This is a genomic window from Thermotoga sp. Mc24 (genome assembly GCF_000784835.1).
Lineage (GTDB): Bacteria > Thermotogota > Thermotogae > Thermotogales > Thermotogaceae > Thermotoga.
In genome coordinates this window covers 108,394-129,270 of record NZ_JSFH01000007.1, presented here as the reverse complement: position 1 = coordinate 129,270, position 20,877 = coordinate 108,394, and the positions used below count along the sequence as shown (strand labels likewise).

Here is a 20,877-nt window from a genome sequence, read left to right as displayed (position 1 = left end):
GGGGCCTCAGATCACGAGGCCCCCATCTATTCCTATCACCTGTCCGGTGACGTAACTCGACTCGTCCGATGCGAGAAAGAGTATAACCTGCGCCACCTCTTCTGGCTTCCCAAACCTTCCCAGCGGTATTCTGGAAAGGGCTGCTTCACGTGCTTTTTCTGGAAGTTTTTCGGTCATGGGGGTTTCTATGAATCCGGGTGCCACAGCGTTCACCCTGATGTTTCTTCCAGCGAGTTCCTTCGCCCACGTCTTGGTCATCCCTATGACTCCCGCCTTCGACGCCGCGTAATTCGTCTGACCGGGATTCCCGTATATTCCAACGACAGAGGAGACGTTCACGATCGAACCGTTCCTCTGTTTGATCATGTAGGGCACCACCATCTGAGTCACGTTGAAAACACCCTTCAGATTCACGTTTATTACCGCATCCCAGTCTTCTTCTTTCATCCTCACAAGAAGCGCATCCCTTGTTATTCCCGCATTGTTCACCAGAACATCGATTCGACCGTACTTTTGAACGACTTTTTCCACGACTTCTTTTATCTGATCCCTGTCGGTCACGTTCAAAACGTAGGGATCAACCTTCCCCGGAAGTCCTTCTGCCTCTTTCACAAGAGAGTCGAGATTTTCTTTCGAGATATCGCCAGCGATCGCCGTAGCTCCTTCCTGTGCGAAAAGAAGCGTGGTGGCTTTCCCTATCCCGCTTGCAGCCCCTGTGATCAAACACACCTTCCCTTCAAGCCTCATGAACGCACCTCCTTGCGTTTTTTTAAATTGTATCACGTGTTCTATTTAAGAAGCCATTAAAGTTACCCCGAAGGGGGTATAATCCTCTCATAAGGAGGTGGAACGACGCGCTCCTTTTTGATAGGAATAGTAATTACCATGATCGGACTGTCCGTTTTGAAAGTTCTGGATACTTACCTGTTCGTTGTACCGGAGAAAGATCTGGTGTATCAAAACATCAGCAGTGTTGAAAAAGAAAATTTAAAAGACGATTTCACTTTCATTGTCTTTGGTGACAACAAAAATTCCATCTCCACCTTTTCCAAGCTCATAGACGCAGTGAACAGAGAACAAAACGCAGCATTCGCTGTAAACACGGGAGATATGGTCTTCGATGGATCTCTGTTCAAATGGGAGTTGTACCTGGAACAGCTCAGAAGATTCAAAATACCAGTTCTTCCCGTCCCGGGTAATCACGACCTCGCTGACGATCCCGGAAACTATTTGAAGATTTTCGGACCTCTCTACTACTCCTTCCATACGGGAAACTCATATTTCATAGTCCTCAACAACGCGAACGAGAAATATGTGGACGCGTATCAATTAGAATGGTTGAAAAAAGAACTGGAGAAATCCCAGTCTTACAGATACCGGTTCGTTTTTATGCACGTACCGGTGTACGACCCACGTAAGGAAAAACAACCTGGCCACTCCATGAAGGATTTGGAAAATGCCCAAACGCTCTTGAATATTCTGAAGGAATACAACGTCACAATGGTTTTTGCCGGTCACATTCACGGTTACTTCAGGGGAGAATGGAACGGTGTGTCGTACATCATCACGGGTGGAGCAGGAGCAGAGCTTTTTGGTACCGACCCAGAGCACTACTTTTACCATTTTATAAGGGTTCATGTGTCCCCAACTGGAGTAAAATACGATGTAATAAAGCTTCCGACTCCTGGTTTCAACATGATCGATCGAACGGTGCATACTCTGTGGATCTACACCTATTCCTTCGTGATCCAGAACTACTGGATCGTTCTGCTTGGAACGGGATTGTTCGCGTTGAGCGCCATTGTTCTGTCGGGTAAAGAGCGAGAGGTGGGAAAATTTCTGATGAGGAGAAGACTCGTCAGGTTTGCGGTGAAACTCTGGAGGTTCTTTGGAAATTACGGAAGGGGGAGAAGCTGATGGAGATCGATCTTGCAACGATAGTGAAGAACCTTGTGGATAGAGAGAAACATTTCAAAGAAGAGGTCAAGAAAATAGAAGAAGAGATGGAAAATGAATATAAAAAAGAGATCGAAAAGCTCAGAGAATTCAAGGAACAGCGGAAAAAATTGATAGACGAACACTACAGGGAACTGATCGAAAACGTGAAACTGGAGATGAGTAGAATCGAATCCAAAGCCAAAAGGGAGCAATCGGAGCTGAGGAAACGAATGGAGGATCTGGAATCACATCTTGATGAACTCGTTAGTGAAATAGTAGATATGCTCCTGTCAGAGGAGTGATGAAATGAAGCTCATGGGGCTTTCCGCAAAAGTGAAGGCTATGAAGTCGAAGATGCTCACCAAAGAGGACTTCAAGAACCTCATGAAAACGAACAGCGTGATAGAGATAGCAGATTATTTGAAACAGCACACACATTATCAGAGGTTCTTGAAAGATGTAGACGTATCGAAGATCCACAGAAGGGATCTGGAAATCCTGTTAAGGGGAGCCATTGTCCATGATCTGTACAGAATCTACTTCTACCTTCCGTACGATATAAGGAAAATCTTTTTCATGTTCGAAAAAAGATTTGAGATCGAAAACGTAAAATTCATCATTCGAATAGTCCATTCCGGATACTTCGAGAACCTCAGTGAGTCAAAACTCTATCCTCTCTATCATATAAAGTGTCGATGAATCCTCGCTTCTCTCAGCAAAAAACATGGAAGAACTCTGGAAAGTACTCGAAAAAACGGAGTATCGCGTGCCACTGGAGAACGCTTACAGGAACTACCAGACCTCTGGAAAGGTTTACTATCTGTTGAACGCTTTGGATCTGTGGTACTTCCTAACGATGAAGAGGAAGCTAAGTGGATCTTCTTTCTGTACAGAGGGAATCAGAGATCTGTTTTACTTACAGATAGACATGACGAACATAGAATGGATATACAGAGCGCGCCTTTTGTTCAAGCTTCAACCTTCCGAAGTTCTGAATTTACTCATTCCACTCAGGGGTTTACTCGAAAGACAGCTTTTCGTGGAGCTTTCCAACGTGTCCTCTACAGAAGAATTTCTCAAAAAACTTTCTCAAACTCCGTATGGAAAGTTCTTCAAGGATGTAAAGGAAGACGATCTGCCGTTCGTTCTGGAAAGAATATGTGATCGAATACTTCTCGATAAAGCGAGGAGGCTATCAAACAATTTGCAAAACGGGTGCGATGTTGCAGGTGGTTACGTCTATATTCGTGAGTACGAATACAAAGATCTCGTGACCATCATAGAAACAAAGAGATACAGCCTGAGTTTTGAAGAAGCCAAAGGATACCTTGTGACTTTTGAGGAGTGATCTGTATGCAAGAGAAACTCAGTGCGTTCAGCATCATAGCACCTGTTGATGAATCCGAAAGATTGCTGAAAAGAATCCTCGATACGGAGAGTGTGGAAATGATTCCGCTGGAGTCTATCTTCGAAGAGGAGACCCTGAATCTTCTTAGAACCCCAGACCATACCTTTTACGATGATATTTACAGCAAGTTCATGAACCTCTACGAGATGATTGGTGAAACACCATCACCGGAACCCCAGAATGTGGACATTTCGAAAATGAATATCTCACTGAAAGATGTGAATGCGTTCATAGAAAAAGTACTTCCCGTTGTTGAAACTCTACACAGAAAAATGAACGATTTGAAGCAGGAAAGAGAAAAGAAAACGAAAGATCTCGAGATAGTTGAAAGACTTCGGATGATAGATGTGAATCTGAAAGATTTAAGAGAATCTGAATTCTTCCGATACCACTTTGGAAACATAGGTAACGATTACGTGGAAAGATTGAAAGAGAGCGTCAAAGATGAAGATGTGTTGATACTGGAAGTAGCAGTCGAGGAGGAAAAAACATGGCTTTTCGTTATCCATCGAAAGGAATTGGACTTGGAGAGCACGTTAACGACAGCCGGTTTCGTGGAGTACTCTCTCTCCGAGAGCTACTCCGGTACTCCTTCTGAAATCTCCTTACAGCTCGAAGATGAACTGAAGGTGCTGGATTCAGAAATAGAGATACTGAATTCAACCATAAGAAGGGAGTTCTACAAGAACAGACGGCTTGTGAAAAATTATTTTGAGTACATCTACATCTTGAAAAATATCCACGATCTCCTCCAAAAAACGAAATCAACGGAGAATTTCCTCGTGATCTCGGGCTGGACAACCCATCAGAACCTGGAAGAAATGAAACGATTCCTGGAATCCAATCCCCGGATGGTTCTCCTGTCGTGCCAACCGAATACGAAACCCCCAACACTCTTGAAAAACAGAGGATTTTTCAAACATTTCGAGTCCATAACACGAATGTTCGGCATACCTTCCAGTGACGAAATAGATCCCACCCCTTTTGTTGCCATAATGTTTCTGGCGTTCTTTGGAATGATGTTCGGTGATGTTGGGCACGGTCTGGTTCTGGCGCTGTTCGGCTTTGGATTGTACTGGAGATTAAAAAACGATCTTCTCTATGTAATTGGATCGGCAGGAGTATCTTCTTCTATATTCGGGATGCTTTACGGGAGCGTATTCGGCTACGAGATCATTCCTTCTATCTGGAAAAGGCCCATGGAAAACATAAACTACTTCCTCGCTTTTTCCATATATATTGGAATAGCCACCATCACGTTCGCAATGATTTTGAACATTGTCAACAATCTAAAAAATCGAGAAAAACGAGAACTACTTTTCAACCACAACGGGATACTCGGACTGCTTTTCTACTGGATCGCCGTCGTATCGGTTTTGATCTTTTTCATGAATGGGTCTTTCCCAAGGTTTGGACTCATATCCATGGGTGTCCTCGTGGGTGTTATGTATGTGTACAGTTTCATATTCACAGAAGCCCCTTTATCAGAAAGAATTGTACAGGCTTTCTTCGAAGTTTTCGAGATTCTAATAAGCTACTTCAGCAACACCCTCTCCTTTGTGAGGCTTGGAGCTTTTGCCTTGAACCACGCCGGACTTTTCCTTGCATTTTACACCATGGCAAAAATGGCAAAGAATCCTGTTGTGACGTTCGTGATACTCTTTCTTGGAAACATCATAATAATCGGTCTGGAGGGACTCGTCGTATTCATTCAGACTTTGAGGCTTGAATTTTACGAATTTTTCACAAGATTCTTCAAAGACAGTGGAAGGGAATTCAATCCAGAAAGATACAAACTCTGATTGGAGGTGTAAGCATGGTTTTTCTGGTAGCAGCGATGATTCTTGTGGTGGCAACGTTGATTGGTGGTTTTTTCCTTTCTAGGAAAACTACCAAGAAAAAAACAGCTTTTGGTATTCTTCTCGGCAACGTGGTTGCGTTTTCATTGATAGTTTTCCTCGCCGTTGTTAGCCTTTCTTCGAGCGCGTTCGCACAGAACGTCCCCACCACACAGGCTCCATCATCGCAATCTTCAAATGGCCTTGGATTGATGGCAGTTGCCCTATCCACAGGACTGGCAGCGGTTGGAGCAGGCATAGCAGTGGGAATGACAGGAGCGGCTTCAGTTGGAGCCATAAGTGAAAAACCAGAACTGCTTGGAAGAACTCTCATTTACGTTGGTCTTGCCGAAGGAATAGTTATATACGGTCTTATCGTGAGTATCATGATACTCGGGAGGTTATGAGATGAGGTTTTTCCTCATCAGTGACAACATAGACACCGCCATTGGTCTTCGGTTGGCAGGTGTTGCGGGTACAGTTGTCCACGGAAGGGAAGAAACACTGGAGGCCTTCAAAAAAGCAATAGAAGACAAAACCATTGGAATCCTCCTCGTCACAGAACTCGCCGCGAAAGAAATACCAGAAGAGATCAAATCACACAAAATTTCCGGGAAACTTCCCCTGGTATTCGTCATACCTGACAGACACGGCTGGCGAGGCGACAGGAATTTCATTACAAGATACGTGGAAGACGTGGTGGGGGTGAAGCTCAATGAATGAGATAGAGACAAAACTTGAAAATCTCTACTCCGTTTTTGAACAACGCTTGAGAGAAATTCGCGAAGAGTTGAAAGAGAAGTACGATCGACTCATTGAAGAAGAGAAGAAGCACATCGAAAAGGAACTCAAAGAGTACGAAGAGACATTGATGAGAAAAGCGGAGCTGGAGAGAAAACAGATGATAGATAGAAAAACTTCCCAGATCACGTCGGAATTGCGAAAAGAGAAACTCCTCTACAATAAGAAATTGATATCCAGAGTATTCTCATCGTTGAGAGAACGGCTTCTCAATTTGCCCATCGAAGAGAAAAAGATACTTTACAGAAAACTCTACAACGACGCTTTGAGATTGATAGAGAGCGAAGATTTTGTGATAGTCTGCAATCCTGAAGACGCCGAAATCGTTTCTGAAATAGCAGGGGACAAGAGAGTGGAAACGAGCTCAGAAGTAACTGGAGGAATCCTTTTAAAGAAGGACAGAACAATCGTTCGAAGCACCGTGGATACTTTCCTCGAAGAACGAAAAAGCGAAATATTCACCTTCATAACGAAGAAGGCAGGTGAAATATGATGCGTGTTCTGGAAATAAACGGTCCTGTTGTACGCGTTGAAAACACGGAAGGGCTGTTCATGCATGAAGTGATTTACGTTGGAAAGATGAGATTGACCGGAGAAGTGATTGCGCTGGACGAAAAAACAGCGATCGTTCAGGTCTATGAAGAAACCTCCATGCTGGAACCCGGCGAACTCGTTGAGAGAACAGGAAAGATGCTCTCGGTTGCTCTGGGACCGGGGCTCCTTGGAAACATATACGATGGAATACAGCGACCGCTGAAGGTACTTCTTGAAAGCTCGGGGCCTTTCATAGGAAGGGGAATTCAAGCCTTTGGGTTGGACACTGAAAAATTCTGGTCTGTCAATGTGCTGAAAAAAGAAGGAGATAGAGTAAGAGGAGGAGAAGTGATAGCCGAGGTCCAGGAAACGGGTAGTGTGAAGCATAAAATAATGATTCCTCCTCACATAAAAGAAGGGACCTTATTGAATGTGAAACAAAGTGGTGATTACAAAGTAACCGACACTATAGCTGTGGTGAAAACAGAAAACGGAGAAGAGGAAATAAAGCTTTACCAGGAATGGCCCGTTCGTGTCCCGAGGCCAGTGAAGAGGTTTCTGGAGCTTTCGATTCCTTTGATTACGGGACAGAGAGTCATCGACATCTTCTTTCCGATCAGCAAAGGAGGGACCGCTGCCATACCTGGAGGTTTTGGAACAGGCAAAACCATCACACAACATCAGCTGGCGAAATGGGCAGACGCAGACGTGGTCGTGTACATAGGTTGTGGAGAGCGAGGTAACGAGATGACAGAGGTTTTGGAAGAATTCCCTCACCTTCAGGATCCACGTACCGGAAAACCTCTGATGGATAGAACCGTCTTGATAGCCAACACTTCGAACATGCCTGTTTCCGCGAGAGAAGCCTCCATATACACGGGTATCACCATTGCAGAGTACTTCAGAGACATGGGTTACCACGTGGCTCTCATGGCAGATTCCACTTCCAGATGGGCTGAGGCACTGCGTGAACTCTCCGGGAGACTGGAAGAGATGCCTGTGGAGGAAGGATATCCCGCTTATCTTGCTTCCAGAATCGCTCAATTCTATGAAAGGGCCGGTCTTTGTGAGAACCTCAACGGAACCACCGGATCTGTGACCATCATAGGTGCTGTTTCACCTCCAGGTGGAGACTTCTCAGAACCGGTCACACAGCACACGAAGAGATTCGTCAGATGCTTCTGGGCTCTGGATAGAAACCTGGCGTACTCGAGACATTATCCTTCCATAAACTGGATCACGAGTTACAGTGAGTACGCTGAAGTGTTGGAAGACTGGTTCAAGGAAAATGTGAACGAGAAGTGGCCAGAATACCGTCAGGAAGCAATTGACATTCTTGTAGAAGACGATAGGCTTCAGCAGATTATAAAGATAATGGGGGAAGACGTCCTTCCAGACGATCAGAAATTAACGGTGTTGGTGGCCAGAATCATAAAGGTCGGTGTTCTACAGCAAAATGCTTTTAGTGAGGTGGACGCTTTCTGCCCTCCTGAGAAGCAGTTCAGAATTTTGAAGCTCATTGTCGATACATACCGCAGTGCACGAAAGTTCATCGAAAAATCGATTCCTGTTGGGAAAATTCTTCCACCGGAAATCGTTTCAAAGCTCTCTACGCTGAAAGAAAGCAGGAATTTCGAAGAAGAAATCGTAAAAACCGAAAAAATCATCAAAGATCATTTTGAACAGCTTGAAAAACTCTATGCAACAGGAACGAGGTGATACGATGGCTGTGAAAGAACAAACCGGCCTCTCTGAGATAAAAGGCCCAATTATGGTCATGGAAAACGTGAGCGGTGTCCGATACGATGAGGTTGTCGAAATAGTTCTGGAAAATGGAGAAAGAAGAATGGGAAGAGTCATCATAGCGAAAGAAAAAGCGGTCGTGATTCAGGTGTTCGAAGGAACTGACGGGATAGACGTTGGAAAAACGAAGGTTAGATTCCTCGGCAGACCTCTGGAAGTCAAACTCTCTCGTGATCTGCTTGGAAGGACACTCGACGGCCTCGGAAACCCAAGAGACGACCTCGGTGAGATCATTCCTGAAAAAACTATGGATATAAATGGTTCCGCGATAAATCCTGCTGCGAGGGAATATCCCAGAAATTTCATTCAGACGGGTATATCCAGTATAGATGTCCTGATGACTTTGATAAGAGGGCAGAAACTTCCCATATTCGCCGGAAACGGTCTTCCTTACAACAGGCTCGCGGTCCAGATAGCGCGTCAGGCGAAGGTGACAACAGGCGAGGAATTCGCGGTGGTCTTTGGTGCAATAGGACTGAGAAAGGACGATGCTAGTTTTGTGGTGAAGAGTCTTGAGGAAAGCGGAGCTATAAAAAACATGGTCGTGGTTCTGAATCTGGCGAACGATTCCGTGGCAGAGAGAATAGCTACTCCACGGGTAGCTCTCACGATAGCCGAGTATCTTGCCTTCGATCTCGGTATGCATGTTCTGGTCATTCTCAACGATATGACCAACTACTGCGAAGCTCTGAGAGAACTTTCAAACTACAGAGGAGAAGTACCCGGGAGAAAAGGTTACCCCGGGTATCTGTACTCAGATCTGGCTTCCATCTACGAGAGGGCTGGTATCATAAGAGGGAAGAACGGTTCGATCACTCAGATACCGATACTCACTATGCCGAACGACGACATAACGCATCCAATACCTGACCTCACCGGATACATAACAGAGGGACAGATCGTCATGTCCAGAAACCTTTTCAGCAGGGGAATATATCCTCCACTCGACGTTCTATCGTCCCTCTCGAGGCTCATGAAGGACGGAATAGGGAAAGGTTACACAAGAGAAGATCATCCGGATGTCGCTTCACAGCTCTTCTCTGCCTATTCCAGGGTGATGGAGGTAAAATCCATCGCTTCTATCGTGGGTGAAGAGGACCTGCCGGATATCGACAGACTGTATCTCAAATTCGGTGAGGAGTTTGAACACTCTTTCGTGAATCAGGGTTTTGACGAAGAAAGGACGATAGAACAATCCCTGGATCTGGCGTGGAAAACCTTATCGATCCTTCCGAAAAATGAACTCACGAGGATCAAAGAGGAACACATAGAGAAGTACTACAGAGAAGGTGAAAAAACGTGAGTGTGGCTCCAACCCGCGGCAACCTGATCGCTCTGAAAGAACGTCTTTCCTTAGCACTTCAGGGATACGATCTTCTGGAAAGAAAACGAACGGTCATCATGAGGGAACTTGTGAGCCTCATAGAAGAAGCAAGGAAACTTCAGGAGGAATTGCTCAAGGTCTTCGAAAAAGCTTACCGTTCCCTTCAGAGAGCTAATCTGGACCTGGGAATAGAGAGTGTGGAAGAATACGCCAGCGGGATTTCTGAGTTCAGCGCTCTGAAGATCGTTTTCAGAAGTGTCATGGGAGTTGAGGTACCTGAGATGGAAATAGAAGGTTTCGATACGGAAATACCTTACGAGATTTACAGCACAAACGCAGCTCTCGATCAGGCCTATCTCGCCTTCAGGAAAGCGCTCGAGCTGGTAGCAAAAGTTGCGGTGATTGAGAACAAGGTCTATAGACTGGCTTACGAGGCAAAAAAAGTGAAGAAAAGGGTCAATGCTCTGGAGAACGTGGTGATCCCCCAGCTCAAAGAAACGATAAAATACATTCAGGATACCCTCGAAGAACAAGAAAGAGAAGAGTTCTTCAAGATCGAGCGATTGAAAGAAAGGGTGCAGGTTGGAAAAAGATGACTGCGGGTAGAATAAGAATAGACGAGGTTATAAAAGATGGTGAGAAAATCATCGCCGTTTCGAGAACAAGCCCTTTCTATCCAGACGGAAAGGGTGGACAGCTCGGAGATAGAGGAAAGATCGGTCCTGCAAATGTTCTGAAGGTGAAGGAAAAGAATGGATACATCCTCCATTATCTGGATGCTCATCTCGAACCGGGTGAGTACGAGTACGAAATAGACCCTGCCAGGAGAAAAGACATCGCCTGTCAGCACACCGCTCAGCACATCCTCTCAGCCGCTTTTCTGAAAGTGGCCGATCTTGAAACGGTGAGTTTCCTCATGGGAGAGAGGGTCTCCACCATAGATCTGAACGCTCCGTTCGTTCTCGAAGATGTTCTGGAAGAAGCTGAGGATCTGGCCAACGAAGTGGTGAGAAGCTGTGAGAGAGTTGAAATTCTCGAGATAGAAAAAGAAGAAGCAGAGAAAATGAACCTCAGAAAACTGCCCAATGTGGAAGGAAAAGTCAGAGTGGTGAAGATAGGAGATTTCGATGTCACCGCCTGCGGAGGGTTTCATGTAGAAAACACTGGAGAAATCGGTCTGATAAAGATCGTGGACACGGAGAAGGTGAAGAAGGTGCTAACAAGGATCTATTTCGTTGCAGGCGATCGAGCCCTGAAAGATTACAGAGAAAAAGATAAACTCTTGAAGTCACTCTCCAGAGTGCTGACCACATCCACAAAGGAACTCCTGAAGAGAGCAGAGAACCTTCTCGAAGAAGTCAAAGAGAAGAGTGCAAAGCTCGACAAACTGTCGGAAAAGTACGCCGAGATTCTCTCAAAAGTAGCAGAACCAGAAAAGATCGGAAAGTACTATCTGTATCACTTCTCTGGAACTCCAGAGGAAATGAAGTACTTACCCAAGTTCCTCGCAGATCGCAAAGACACAATCGTTCTTTTAGAGCATCCTGACCGGGTAGAGATCGTTTCGAACTGGATAGATTGCAGAAAGATCTTCGAGAAATTGAAAGAACAGTTGAACATAGAAGGCGGATCGAGCCAGAAGAGGGCTGTGATAACAGCAAACTCCACTTCGAGAATCGTTGAAAAATTGAGGGAGATATTGAAATGGTTCTGAACTTTGTGGGCACCGGAACCCTCACGAGGTTTTTTCTTGAGTGTTTGAAAGATCGGTGTGAAATAGGATACATCCTGTCCCGCAGTATAGATAAGGCTCGAAACCTTGCTGAAGTTTACGGGGGAAAAGCTGCCACGATAGAAAAGCACCCTGAGTTGAACGGTGTGGTCTTCGTTATCGTCCCGGACAGATACATAGAAACGGTGGCGAACCACTTGAATCTCGGAGACGCTGTTTTGGTACATTGTTCTGGATTTCTCTCGTCGGAGATTTTCAAAAAGAGTGGAAGAGCATCGATCCACCCGAACTTTTCTTTTTCCAGCCTCGAAAAAGCCCTTGAAATGAAAGACCAGATCGTCTTTGGATTGGAAGGAGACGAAAGAGGTCTCGCGGTTGTGAAAAAAATCGCAGAAGAGATCTCCGGAAGGTACTTCGTGATCCCTTCGGAAAAAAAGAAAGCTTACCATCTCGCCGCTGTCATCGCTTCGAATTTCCCGGTGGCACTTGCCTATCTTTCAAAGAGGATATACACTCTTCTTGGTCTGGATGAACCGGAACTCCTCATTCACACCCTGATGAAAGGTGTGGCGGACAACATAAAGAAGATGAGAGTGGAATGTTCTCTGACAGGCCCTGTGAAAAGAGGAGACTGGCAGGTGGTAGAGGAAGAGCGCAGGGAGTACGAAAGGATCTTCGGAAACACCGTGCTCTACGATGAGATTGTGAAGCTGCTCAGGGAGGTGGCAGAAAGTGAACGTCGAGAAGCTCAAGAAGATGAAAGGTAAGGAAAAGATCGTGATGGTCACCGCGTACGATGCTCCCAGCGCCAGAATCGCGAGAGATGCCGGCATAGATGTCATTCTCGTTGGAGACTCCCTTGGAAACAACGTTCTCGGGTACGAAAACACGATTCCCGTAACTATGGAAGAAATGCTGATACACGTGGCAGCCGTGAAAAGGGGAGCCCCAGACGCTTTCATAGTAGCAGACATGCCTTTCCTTTCCTACCAGACTTCCGTGGAAAAAGCCGTGGAGAACGCTGGGAAGTTCTTGAAGGTCGGTGCGAATGCCGTGAAAATAGAGGGTGGAGAGGAATTCGGTGAGCTCGTTCAAAAACTGGTCGAAAGTGGAATACCAGTGATGGGTCACATAGGTCTCACGCCTCAATTCGTGAACCGTTTCGGTGGTTACAGAGTCCAAGGAAAAACGGAAAAAACAGAGAATACCTCTTGAGAAGCGCCAAAGAACTTGAAAAGAGGGGGGCTTTTGCCATCGTTCTGGAGCTCATCGTCGAGGAAGTCGCTAAGGAGATCACAGAAAGTGTCTCCATTCCAACCATTGGTATCGGTTCAGGTCGTTTCTGCGATGGCCAGGTACTCGTCTGGCATGACCTTCTCGGCCTGAATCCGGACTTTGTGCCTCGCTTTTCCAAGAAATACGCGAATCTGTACGAAGTCATATTGAAAGCTCTGCAAGATTTCAGAAGAGAGGTAAAAGAAGGTCTGTTTCCCACCGAAGAACATTCGTTCACAGATAAATCCAAAGGAGGTGTGTCTTCATGAGGAAGCTTCTGGTGTTTGTTCTGATGCTTGGAGCTCTCGTCGGAATCTCGCAGCAGTTCAAGGACGTTCCCGTGAACCACTGGGCCTACGAGGCAGTAACAGAGATGTCGAAACTCGGCGTTATCACCGGAATGCCCGACGGTACGTTCCAGGGTAACTCCTACCTCACGAGGTACCAGGCAGCGGTGGCGTTCTACAGGCTCTACAACATACTCAAACAACCCTCCACTGACGTTTCTGGGCTGATAAACAAAGTTTCTACTCTCGAGGATCTCGTCAGTACCGCTTTGATGAAGGTTCAGAACCTCTCCGATAATTTCGGGGGAGTGACGTCCGATCTCGAAACCCTCAAGAACGACGTGGCGAACCTGAAATCCACTCTTGTTGACCTCAAAAACCTCAGAGTCGAAGTCATGAGCCAGGTTCAAGGTCAGTCAGATAAAATCCAGAATATAGATGCCAAAGTGAACGAGGTGTTTTCGAAAATCGCCGCTCTCGAATCCAAACTTTCGGGAGACTTCGTGGACAAAGATTACGTCGACGGCAAGATCGCACAGACCGTCTCAAAACTGAACGATCTTGAAGGAAGACTGTCCGCTGTTGAGACGAAAGCGACGAACCTTGAAGCGCTCATGAAGAACTCCGAAGCTTCTCTTAAAGATTACGTGGAAAAAACTCTCAAATCTTACACAGCCACACTCGACCAGAAACTCTCCGAACTCTCTACCAGCATCGAGAAAAACAACACCGCTCTGTCTGGAGAGATAGGAAACCTCAAAGTGCTCGTCTCCAAACTCCAGAGTGACCTTGAAACCCAGCAGAAGACGGCAAGAGCTCTCGATGCACGTGTGAGCGTTCTCGAGGGTCAGATCACAACTGTGAACAGCCGTGTTGAGAGTCTGGAAAAGAGAGTTTCTCAGGTAGAGTCAGCAGTTGACAAGGTGAATTCACTAGAAAGAAACTTGGGAGCAGTCACAGCAAGAGTCACCAAAGTCGAAGAAGAAGTCAAGAATCTCAATCAGAGTAACGCAGAGCTCTCCCAGAAAGTCGATGAGGTCGTTTCTTCGAAACCATGGATGGAAGATGTGAACAGCGTGAGTGCCACCCTCAGCAAGAAGATTTCCGACGTTCAGACCATGGCCCTTGCGGGTGTTGCCATCGGAATCGTCGGTGTAATAATTGGTTTTGTGATGGGAAGTAATAAATGAACTTCCTCAGAGAAGAAAAGGGGGCGAAAGCCCCCTTTTTTGTTTGGATGGTATAATTTTCTCAGGAAAGAAGAAAACAGAAGAGGTGGAAAGGTGAGTGAATTTCTCACACCTGAAAGAACCGTTTACGACTCCGGTGTGCAGTTTCTAAGACCCAAAAGCCTCGATGAATTCATCGGTCAGGAAAACGTGAAAAAGAAGCTTTCCCTCGCTCTCGAAGCCGCAAAGATGAGGGGAGAGATACTCGACCACGTCCTCCTCGCAGGACCACCGGGACTTGGAAAAACGACCCTCGCACACATAATCGCCAGTGAACTCCAGACGAACATCCATGTTACAAGCGGACCGGTTCTTGTGAAGCAGGGAGACATGGCCGCTATCCTCACAAGTCTGGAACGGGGAGATGTTCTCTTCATAGACGAAATACACCGATTGAACAAGGCCGTGGAAGAACTCCTCTATTCCGCTATCGAGGACTTCCAGATAGACATCATGATCGGAAAGGGCCCGAGCGCGAAATCCATCAGAATAGACGTTCAGCCCTTTACGCTCGTTGGTGCCACGACTCGGAGTGGTTTGTTGAGTTCTCCCCTCAGAAGCAGGTTCGGTATCATCCTCGAACTGGACTTCTACACTGTGAAGGAACTGAAAGAGATTATAAAAAGGGCGGCAAACCTGATGGATGTTGAGATAGAAGACACAGCGGCAGAGATGATAGCGAAAAGATCGAGAGGCACACCAAGAATTGCTATAAGACTCACAAAGAGAGTGAGGGACATGCTCACGGTGGTAAAGGCAGACAGAATCGACACCGATATCGTCTTGAAGACCATGGAAGTTCTGAACATAGACGACGAAGGACTGGACGAGTTCGACAGGAAGATCCTGAAGACGATCATTGAGATTTACAAAGGGGGACCTGTCGGATTGAACGCTCTCGCCGCTTCACTCGGTGTGGAAGCGGACACCTTGAGCGAAGTTTATGAGCCCTACCTCCTCCAGGCAGGATTCCTTGCCAGAACTCCAAGGGGAAGGGTCGTCACTGAAAAGGCTTACAAACACTTGAAGTACGAAGTCCCAGAAAACCGTCTTTTCTGAGGTGGTCTCCCATGGGATTGAAAGAGAACCTCGAAAGAGTTTTCAACAGGATGAAGAACGCCGCTCTTCGAGCAAACAGGGATCCCTCCGAAGTGAGACTCGTAGTTGCTTCGAAATACGCCAGTGTTCAAGAAATGGAAAAACTCGTGTCTTTTGGTGTCAGAGAGTTCGGAGAAAACAGAGCACAGGATCTCGTTAGAAAGAGTGAATACTTCAAGGGCAAACCCATCATCTGGCATTTCATTGGAAGAATACAGACGAACAAGGTGAAATACATCGTTCCAAGATGTGAACTGATCCACTCTGTCTGGAGAGAAGAAGAGTTGAAAGAAATAGAAAAAAGGGCAGAAAAACTTGGGAAAATTCAGAAGATTCTGCTTGAGGTGAATGTCTTCAAAGAAGAAACGAAGGCCGGACTTCTGGTTGAAGAAATCGAGGGGTTCCTGAAACTCTGTCAGAAATTCCCACACATTGAAGTTCTCGGTTTCATGACCATGGCTCCCTACACTGAAGATCCTGAAGAAGTGCGGTGGGGCTTCAGAACCCTCAGAGAGCTGAGAGACGAGCTCGCTGACAAATTCAGCGGGAACGTAAAACTCAAGGAACTATCCATGGGAATGAGCAACGACTTCGAAGTAGCGATAGAAGAAGGAGCAACCATGGTGAGAATTGGAAGTGTCATATTCGAGGGAGGGAAGTGAATGTTCGTGATAGCCAATCTGCTCAGATCGATCGCGGTGGTCCTGAGAACGTTCATATACGTGGAAATCGTGTCCATCGTTGTTTCTTCGATTCTCAGCTGGATTGTGCCTTATTATTACCATCCTGCAAGAAGGTTCTTTGATGCTCTATCTTCGATTGTTTTGAATCCCATTCGACGTGTTGTGCCTCCAATAGGTTCTGTGGATATATCCCCTATGATCGCCATCTTCATTCTCATGTTCCTGGACGGTTTTCTCGTACAAACCCTCTTCGATCTGGCGGTGAGACTTTCATGAAAATAGCCATCCTCTATAGAGAAGAGCGAGAAAAAGAGAGCAAATTCCTGAAAGAGAAGATCTCAAAAGAGCACGAAGTAGTCGAGTTCGGTGAAGCGAACGTTCCTGGAAGAATTGCAGCAGATTTGATAGTGGTGGTTGGAGGAGACGGAACCGTACTCAAGGCGGCAAAAAAAGCGGCCGATGGAACACCGATGGTGGGGTTCAAGGCGGGCAGACTGGGATTTCTCACATCCTACACCCTCGATGAGATAGATCGATTTCTCGAGGATCTCAGAAGCTGGAACTTTCGAGAAGAAACAAGATGGTTCATCCAGATCGAAAGCGAACTCGGAAACCATCTCGCACTGAACGACGTCACCCTTGAGCGCGATTTGAGTGGAAAGATGGTCGAAATAGAGGTTGAGGTGGAGCATCACTCTTCCATGTGGTTCTTCGCAGACGGCGTGGTGATTTCCACGCCGACAGGTTCCACGGCGTACTCTCTTTCCATAGGAGGGCCCATAATATTCCCAGAGTGCGAGGTGCTGGAGATCTCTCCCATCGCACCCCAATTCTTTCTCACCAGAAGCGTTGTGATACCCTCGAATTTCAAAGTGGTGGTTGAAGCCCAGAGAGGTATAAACATGCTGGTAGATGGTGTCCTGACGGGAAAAACAAAGCGAATCGAAGTAAGGAAATCCGGAAGATACGTCAGGATCCTGAGGCCTCCTGAATACGATTACGTAACGGTTATAAGAGACAAACTCGGCTATGGGAGGCGTATCGAGTGAACAGACTTTTGAACGAAAAGGTAGAAGAATTCAAGAAAGGTGTTCTCAAGGCAGGATGGTTCATAGAGAAGATGTTCAGAAACTCCATATCTTCACTCGTTGAAAGAAACGAATCGCTCGCCAGGGAAGTGATCGCAGATGAAGAGGTTGTCGATCAGATGGAAGTGGAAATCCAGGAAAAGGCCATGGAGATGCTCGGCCTCTTTTCTCCTATAGGAAAACCCCTTCTAACAGTAACAGCTGGTATAAGGGTGGCAGAACTCATCGAAAACATAGCCGATAAATGTCATGACATTGCAAAAAATGTCCTTGAACTCATGGAAGAACCGCCTTTGAAGCCTCTCGAAGACATTCCAGCCATGGCGAATCAAACGTCAGAAATGTTGAAATTCGCTCTCAGAATGTTCGCTGATGTGAACGTGGAAAGGTCTTTCGAAGTTTGCAGGATGGATTCGAAGGTCGATGACCTGTATGAAAAGGTCCGTGAGGAGCTCCTGCTCTACATGATGGAATCACCCAAATATGTGAAAAGGGCTCTCCTCCTTCTTGAGATAGCCGGTAACATAGAGGTCATAGCCGATTACGCCACCAACATCGTGGAAGTCTCCGTTTACATGGTTCAGGGGGAGGCTTACAAGTGCTACCACGACGAGCTCCTTCTCTTCAAAAAATCCGGAGGGGTGCTCTTTGAAAGTTCTGATTAAATATCTCTTGAAACTTTCTGTCATCCCGTTCCTGATCGGTCTTGGTGGTTTCATCGTCTTCGTCAGTCTCGAGATTCTCTACCAGCTCTCCGATCTGATAGTGAGGCACAGGGTGGGAATAGCAAAACTCTTTCTCATGCTGTACTACTACCTCCCTTACTTTGTCGCCATGGGTGTTCCCGTTGGTGTGCTCCTCGCCATTTTCTGGACGTTTTCCCGCCTTTCCGAGGAAAGAGAACTCATGGCCATCCAGGTTCACGGAATCTCCCAGAAAAATCTGATCGTTCCCTTTCTGATTCTTGGGGCTTTTCTCTCCATCGCGGTCTTCTTCCTCAGCGATCAAATCGTTCCTGAGTATCAATCAAAAGCAGAAGAAGCGATGTCAAAGTACGTTCTGAAAAAACCCGAGGTTTTTGTCATTGAAAACGTCATCTCAAAGATAGGAGACGACCAGTACTTCTACGTGGAAAAATACGACGAGAGAACGAGCACAATGTGGAACGTGGTTATCTTCAGATACGGGCGTGAAGAAACAATAGTCACTGCAAAAAGGGTTCAGAAAAAAACAACGACTGGTACCTTTTCGATGGAAGGTACTACACCGTCGATAAAGATGGTTTCTTGAAACTCGACGTGCATTTTTCTGAGATGAAACTGGACATCACGGAGGACGTAGAAAAACTCCTTCGTGTGGGAAAAACACCGAAAGAGATGACGGGAAGGGAACTCAAGGAAAAGATAGAATTCTTCAAAAAAGTGGGAGTGAAACCTTCTCCCTGGATCGTAGAGCTTCACAGCAGATACGAGAACGCTCTGACACCAATAGTGATAGTGCTCGTTGGAGTGCCGCTCTCTCTTCTCTTTCAGCTGAGAAGCAAATCCTGGGGTGTGATCTTCACCTTCGTACTCGTTGTTCTTTATCAGGGAAGCGGAGCGTGGCTCAGTGCCATGGGAAAGGAAAATCTTCTTGATCCTGTACTCGCACCGTGGATACCAAACATCGTGTTCACGATAGTTGGAACTCTCCTGTTTATCCTTCTCGATACCTTTCTCGCTTACAGAATCACAGAATTTCTCTCGAGACTGTTTTTCGTCGTCTTTATCCTCGTCGTTTCTTCTCTTTTTTCATCACAGGTTGTCATAGTGTCCGATCGAATGGAAAGGTTTCCAGAGGAAATGATCTTTCATGGAAATGTTGAAATAGCCTACAAAGATATGACTGTCCAGGCGAGCGAAGCCACAGTTCAGCTCACCGAAGAAGGAAAAGCGAAAAAACTCGAAGCTTCAGGCGGAGTGATATACAGAAAAGCCGATACGATTCTGATGAGTGAACGTTTGATCTTCTATCTAGAAAACGAAAAAAGTGTCCTTACTCACATACGGGGAAGCACTGTTCTCGAAATAGAAAAAGAAAAGAAGAAAATTTATCTGTCCAGCGAAGAGCTCACTTCTGAGGGATCAAAAACGACTATGGAAATGGGTTCTATCTCTACTTGCTCGGAAACCCCACCCCATTACAAACTCAAAGCCAGATACATAGAAATAAAAGAGAACGACTACCTCTTGGCAAAGGATGTGGTCTTCTATCTTCTGGAGATACCGCTGTTTTATCAACCCATCTTTTTCACTTCTCTATCCGACAAACCGCAACCGTTCTCCGTTGAAGTGGGCGTGGGGAATAATCCTTACCTGAAAACCTCCTACAACGTGTCTTACCCCTCTGGACTCCTGTATTTTTCAACCAAAAGTGTACTGAATGGAGAATTATCGAAGGAACTCAACTGGAATCACAAGGTGGGAAACTGGTCTTTGAATCTGGACTACAAAGAATCGACATCCCACAGCGTTCTGGTAAAGTTCTTCGACAGCAAGAACACCTTCCTTTTCTCACAGAAAAACGAAGAGAGAGTATACCAGTTCGAAAGAAAAGAGAAGATTCTGAACGGAAGCCTTGACGTGATTCTCAAAAAAGAATCGGATGGCAAAGACAGTTACATATTCCCACGAGTAACTGTGAAAAAAGTGACCGTCAAAACGGATGTAGGAACTTTTTCTGTGGACAGTTTCAACCACGAAACGCGTATGGATGATCAGGAAAAGAGAAACTCCGGGTCGGTGAGTCTTTCTTTTCGTTCCGTTCCCTTCTTGCTTTTTCAGTCCGTGAGCGTCAGTACCACTGGAAAGTACTTGTTTGAAAACCAAAACCTCGACGAACGAACGAGTTACCTCAAGACAGACTCCATATGGGACTTTCGGAATCTTTCCCTCGGAAAGTTCCTCATACTGGATGATAAAATATACGCTGGCGTGTACAGATCGAACGAAGACGGCTACCGTGTCGGAAATCTGTTCACAACCACACTCAGAGTACCCGTGGGGCCTTTCTCTTTTGAGAGTTACTACAAGCTTTTCACGGTTTCTGGGAAAAACCTCAGAAAGTTTTACCAAAATGAGGCAAAAAACGAGATCGATTTGAAAGCCGCACTCTCTTACGGAAACTTCGAATCTTCTCTGGAGACAACCTACGATTTCCTTGACAAGGAGTTCTCGGATCCGTATCTCAAAGCCTCTTACTCGTTCAAAACAGGAGAGATCACTCACACCGTGAACTCCACAACCCGATTCGTTTTGGATGAGATCAGCAGAAGTTACACCAGCTGGAACTTCCAGCAGAGAATGGGAGCTTTTTTGAACAGATTCTATTTCACCTACTACTACAGAGAACCACACATCAAGTACATTGAGGATCAGATGAGGATATACGGAAAGAGTTTCCTTTTCATGGAAAATCCGCAAATAACGGCGTATACAAAGCTGAACGTTGATCCCTTTGAACTGGATAAATTCTGGATACGTGGGACGTTTAAAAAAGGAGAGTCCACTCACTCTTTGAAAATGAGTTATTCCAGCGACAACCTGGAATTTTCTTATCAGACAAAGAATGGTGATCCGGTGCTGGAAATATCTTTTTCCTTGAAAGACTGGAATGTGGAAAAATTTTCTCTGTCCATCGAAAAGGCACTGCACTGTCTTGGAACGAAGGTCTCAGCTTCATTCGGCAGGAATTTCACTCTCGAAAGTTTCTCCATTCTTTTCTTCATAAGAGATTTCCCGAACAGCGGTATTGGTTTCGACACGGAAGAAGGGATAGGGCTCAACGTTTTTTGAGAGGTG

General features: G+C 45.9%; 20 protein-coding genes and 2 pseudogenes. 21 read left to right on the top strand and 1 reads right to left on the bottom strand.

What is annotated here, in order from left to right; genetic code table 11:
- Positions 1 to 6: 6 nt before the first annotated feature.
- Positions 7 to 747 (bottom strand): 3-oxoacyl-[acyl-carrier-protein] reductase, encoded by a 741-nt coding sequence (fabG, locus tag MC24_RS03040; protein ID WP_038052359.1) that lies wholly within the window; start codon positions 745 to 747, stop codon positions 7 to 9.
- Positions 748 to 864: 117 nt separating this feature from the next.
- On the opposite strand from fabG, the gene MC24_RS03035 reads away from it, so the two are divergent.
- The 21 genes and pseudogenes from MC24_RS03035 (at position 865) to MC24_RS02940 (ending at position 20,871) form a co-directional block, all read left to right on the top strand.
- Complete coding sequence (locus tag MC24_RS03035; RefSeq protein WP_235280285.1) at positions 865 to 1,917, top strand: metallophosphoesterase family protein; 1,053 nt, start codon at positions 865 to 867, stop codon at positions 1,915 to 1,917.
- On the top strand, positions 1,917 to 2,240 hold the full coding sequence (locus MC24_RS03030) for a hypothetical protein (protein WP_012310944.1): 324 nt from the start codon (positions 1,917 to 1,919) through the stop codon (positions 2,238 to 2,240). Before MC24_RS03035 ends, MC24_RS03030 begins: the two co-directional genes overlap by 1 nt.
- Positions 2,241 to 2,244: 4 nt before the next feature.
- Positions 2,245 to 2,637: a V0D/AC39 family V-type ATPase subunit gene (locus MC24_RS09965; protein WP_255327246.1), complete on the top strand. Its 393-nt coding sequence runs from the start codon at positions 2,245 to 2,247 to the stop codon at positions 2,635 to 2,637.
- Positions 2,638 to 2,662: 25 nt separating this feature from the next.
- Complete coding sequence (locus MC24_RS09960) at positions 2,663 to 3,286, top strand: V-type ATPase subunit (RefSeq protein ID WP_268745465.1); 624 nt, start codon at positions 2,663 to 2,665, stop codon at positions 3,284 to 3,286.
- A 5-nt stretch (positions 3,287 to 3,291) separates the two neighbouring features.
- Entirely contained in the window at positions 3,292 to 5,148 is a 1,857-nt protein-coding gene (locus MC24_RS03020) for a V-type ATP synthase subunit I (protein ID WP_038052357.1), read from the top strand.
- A 14-nt stretch (positions 5,149 to 5,162) separates the two neighbouring features.
- Positions 5,163 to 5,591, top strand: a complete 429-nt coding sequence (locus MC24_RS03015) for an ATP synthase subunit C (protein WP_012310941.1) — start codon at positions 5,163 to 5,165, stop codon at positions 5,589 to 5,591.
- 1 nt (position 5,592) lies between these two features.
- Complete coding sequence (locus MC24_RS03010) at positions 5,593 to 5,907, top strand: V-type ATP synthase subunit F (RefSeq protein WP_012310940.1); 315 nt, start codon at positions 5,593 to 5,595, stop codon at positions 5,905 to 5,907.
- Positions 5,900 to 6,478 (top strand): V-type ATP synthase subunit E family protein, encoded by a 579-nt coding sequence (locus tag MC24_RS03005; RefSeq protein WP_038033089.1) that lies wholly within the window; start codon positions 5,900 to 5,902, stop codon positions 6,476 to 6,478. Before MC24_RS03010 ends, MC24_RS03005 begins: the two co-directional genes overlap by 8 nt.
- A complete protein-coding gene (locus tag MC24_RS03000) occupies positions 6,478 to 8,238 on the top strand; it encodes a V-type ATP synthase subunit A (RefSeq protein ID WP_012310938.1) in 1,761 nt (586 codons plus the stop codon). The genes MC24_RS03005 and MC24_RS03000 overlap by 1 nt, the downstream gene beginning before the upstream one ends.
- A 4-nt stretch (positions 8,239 to 8,242) precedes the next feature.
- Complete coding sequence (locus MC24_RS02995; protein ID WP_012310937.1) at positions 8,243 to 9,625, top strand: V-type ATP synthase subunit B; 1,383 nt, start codon at positions 8,243 to 8,245, stop codon at positions 9,623 to 9,625.
- Positions 9,622 to 10,242, top strand: coding sequence for a V-type ATP synthase subunit D (locus MC24_RS02990; protein ID WP_038052355.1), 621 nt, complete (start codon positions 9,622 to 9,624; stop codon positions 10,240 to 10,242). The genes MC24_RS02995 and MC24_RS02990 overlap by 4 nt, the downstream gene beginning before the upstream one ends.
- On the top strand, positions 10,239 to 11,360 hold the full coding sequence (locus tag MC24_RS02985; protein ID WP_038052353.1) for an alanyl-tRNA editing protein: 1,122 nt from the start codon (positions 10,239 to 10,241) through the stop codon (positions 11,358 to 11,360). The genes MC24_RS02990 and MC24_RS02985 overlap by 4 nt, the downstream gene beginning before the upstream one ends.
- Complete coding sequence (locus tag MC24_RS02980) at positions 11,351 to 12,145, top strand: Rossmann-like and DUF2520 domain-containing protein (protein ID WP_012310934.1); 795 nt, start codon at positions 11,351 to 11,353, stop codon at positions 12,143 to 12,145. The genes MC24_RS02985 and MC24_RS02980 overlap by 10 nt, the downstream gene beginning before the upstream one ends.
- Positions 12,111 to 12,922, top strand: a pseudogene (panB, locus tag MC24_RS02975) (3-methyl-2-oxobutanoate hydroxymethyltransferase). The gene MC24_RS02980 and the pseudogene panB overlap by 35 nt, the downstream one beginning before the upstream one ends.
- Positions 12,919 to 14,130, top strand: coding sequence for an outer membrane anchor protein OmpA2 (gene ompA2, locus MC24_RS02970; RefSeq protein ID WP_038052351.1), 1,212 nt, complete (start codon positions 12,919 to 12,921; stop codon positions 14,128 to 14,130). Before panB ends, ompA2 begins: the two are co-directional and overlap by 4 nt.
- 93 nt (positions 14,131 to 14,223) lie before the next feature.
- Positions 14,224 to 15,228, top strand: coding sequence for a Holliday junction branch migration DNA helicase RuvB (gene ruvB / locus MC24_RS02965; RefSeq protein ID WP_038052537.1), 1,005 nt, complete (start codon positions 14,224 to 14,226; stop codon positions 15,226 to 15,228).
- A gap of 11 nt (positions 15,229 to 15,239) precedes the next feature.
- Complete coding sequence (locus MC24_RS02960) at positions 15,240 to 15,929, top strand: YggS family pyridoxal phosphate-dependent enzyme (RefSeq protein WP_038052349.1); 690 nt, start codon at positions 15,240 to 15,242, stop codon at positions 15,927 to 15,929.
- Complete coding sequence (locus tag MC24_RS02955) at positions 15,930 to 16,226, top strand: YggT family protein (RefSeq protein WP_038052347.1); 297 nt, start codon at positions 15,930 to 15,932, stop codon at positions 16,224 to 16,226.
- Complete coding sequence (locus tag MC24_RS02950) at positions 16,223 to 16,999, top strand: NAD(+) kinase (RefSeq protein ID WP_038052345.1); 777 nt, start codon at positions 16,223 to 16,225, stop codon at positions 16,997 to 16,999. Before MC24_RS02955 ends, MC24_RS02950 begins: the two co-directional genes overlap by 4 nt.
- Entirely contained in the window at positions 16,996 to 17,703 is a 708-nt protein-coding gene (gene phoU, locus MC24_RS02945; protein WP_038052343.1) for a phosphate signaling complex protein PhoU, read from the top strand. Before MC24_RS02950 ends, phoU begins: the two co-directional genes overlap by 4 nt.
- A pseudogene (locus MC24_RS02940) lies at positions 17,687 to 20,871 on the top strand (LptF/LptG family permease). The gene phoU and the pseudogene MC24_RS02940 overlap by 17 nt, the downstream one beginning before the upstream one ends.
- Positions 20,872 to 20,877 lie beyond the last annotated feature (6 nt).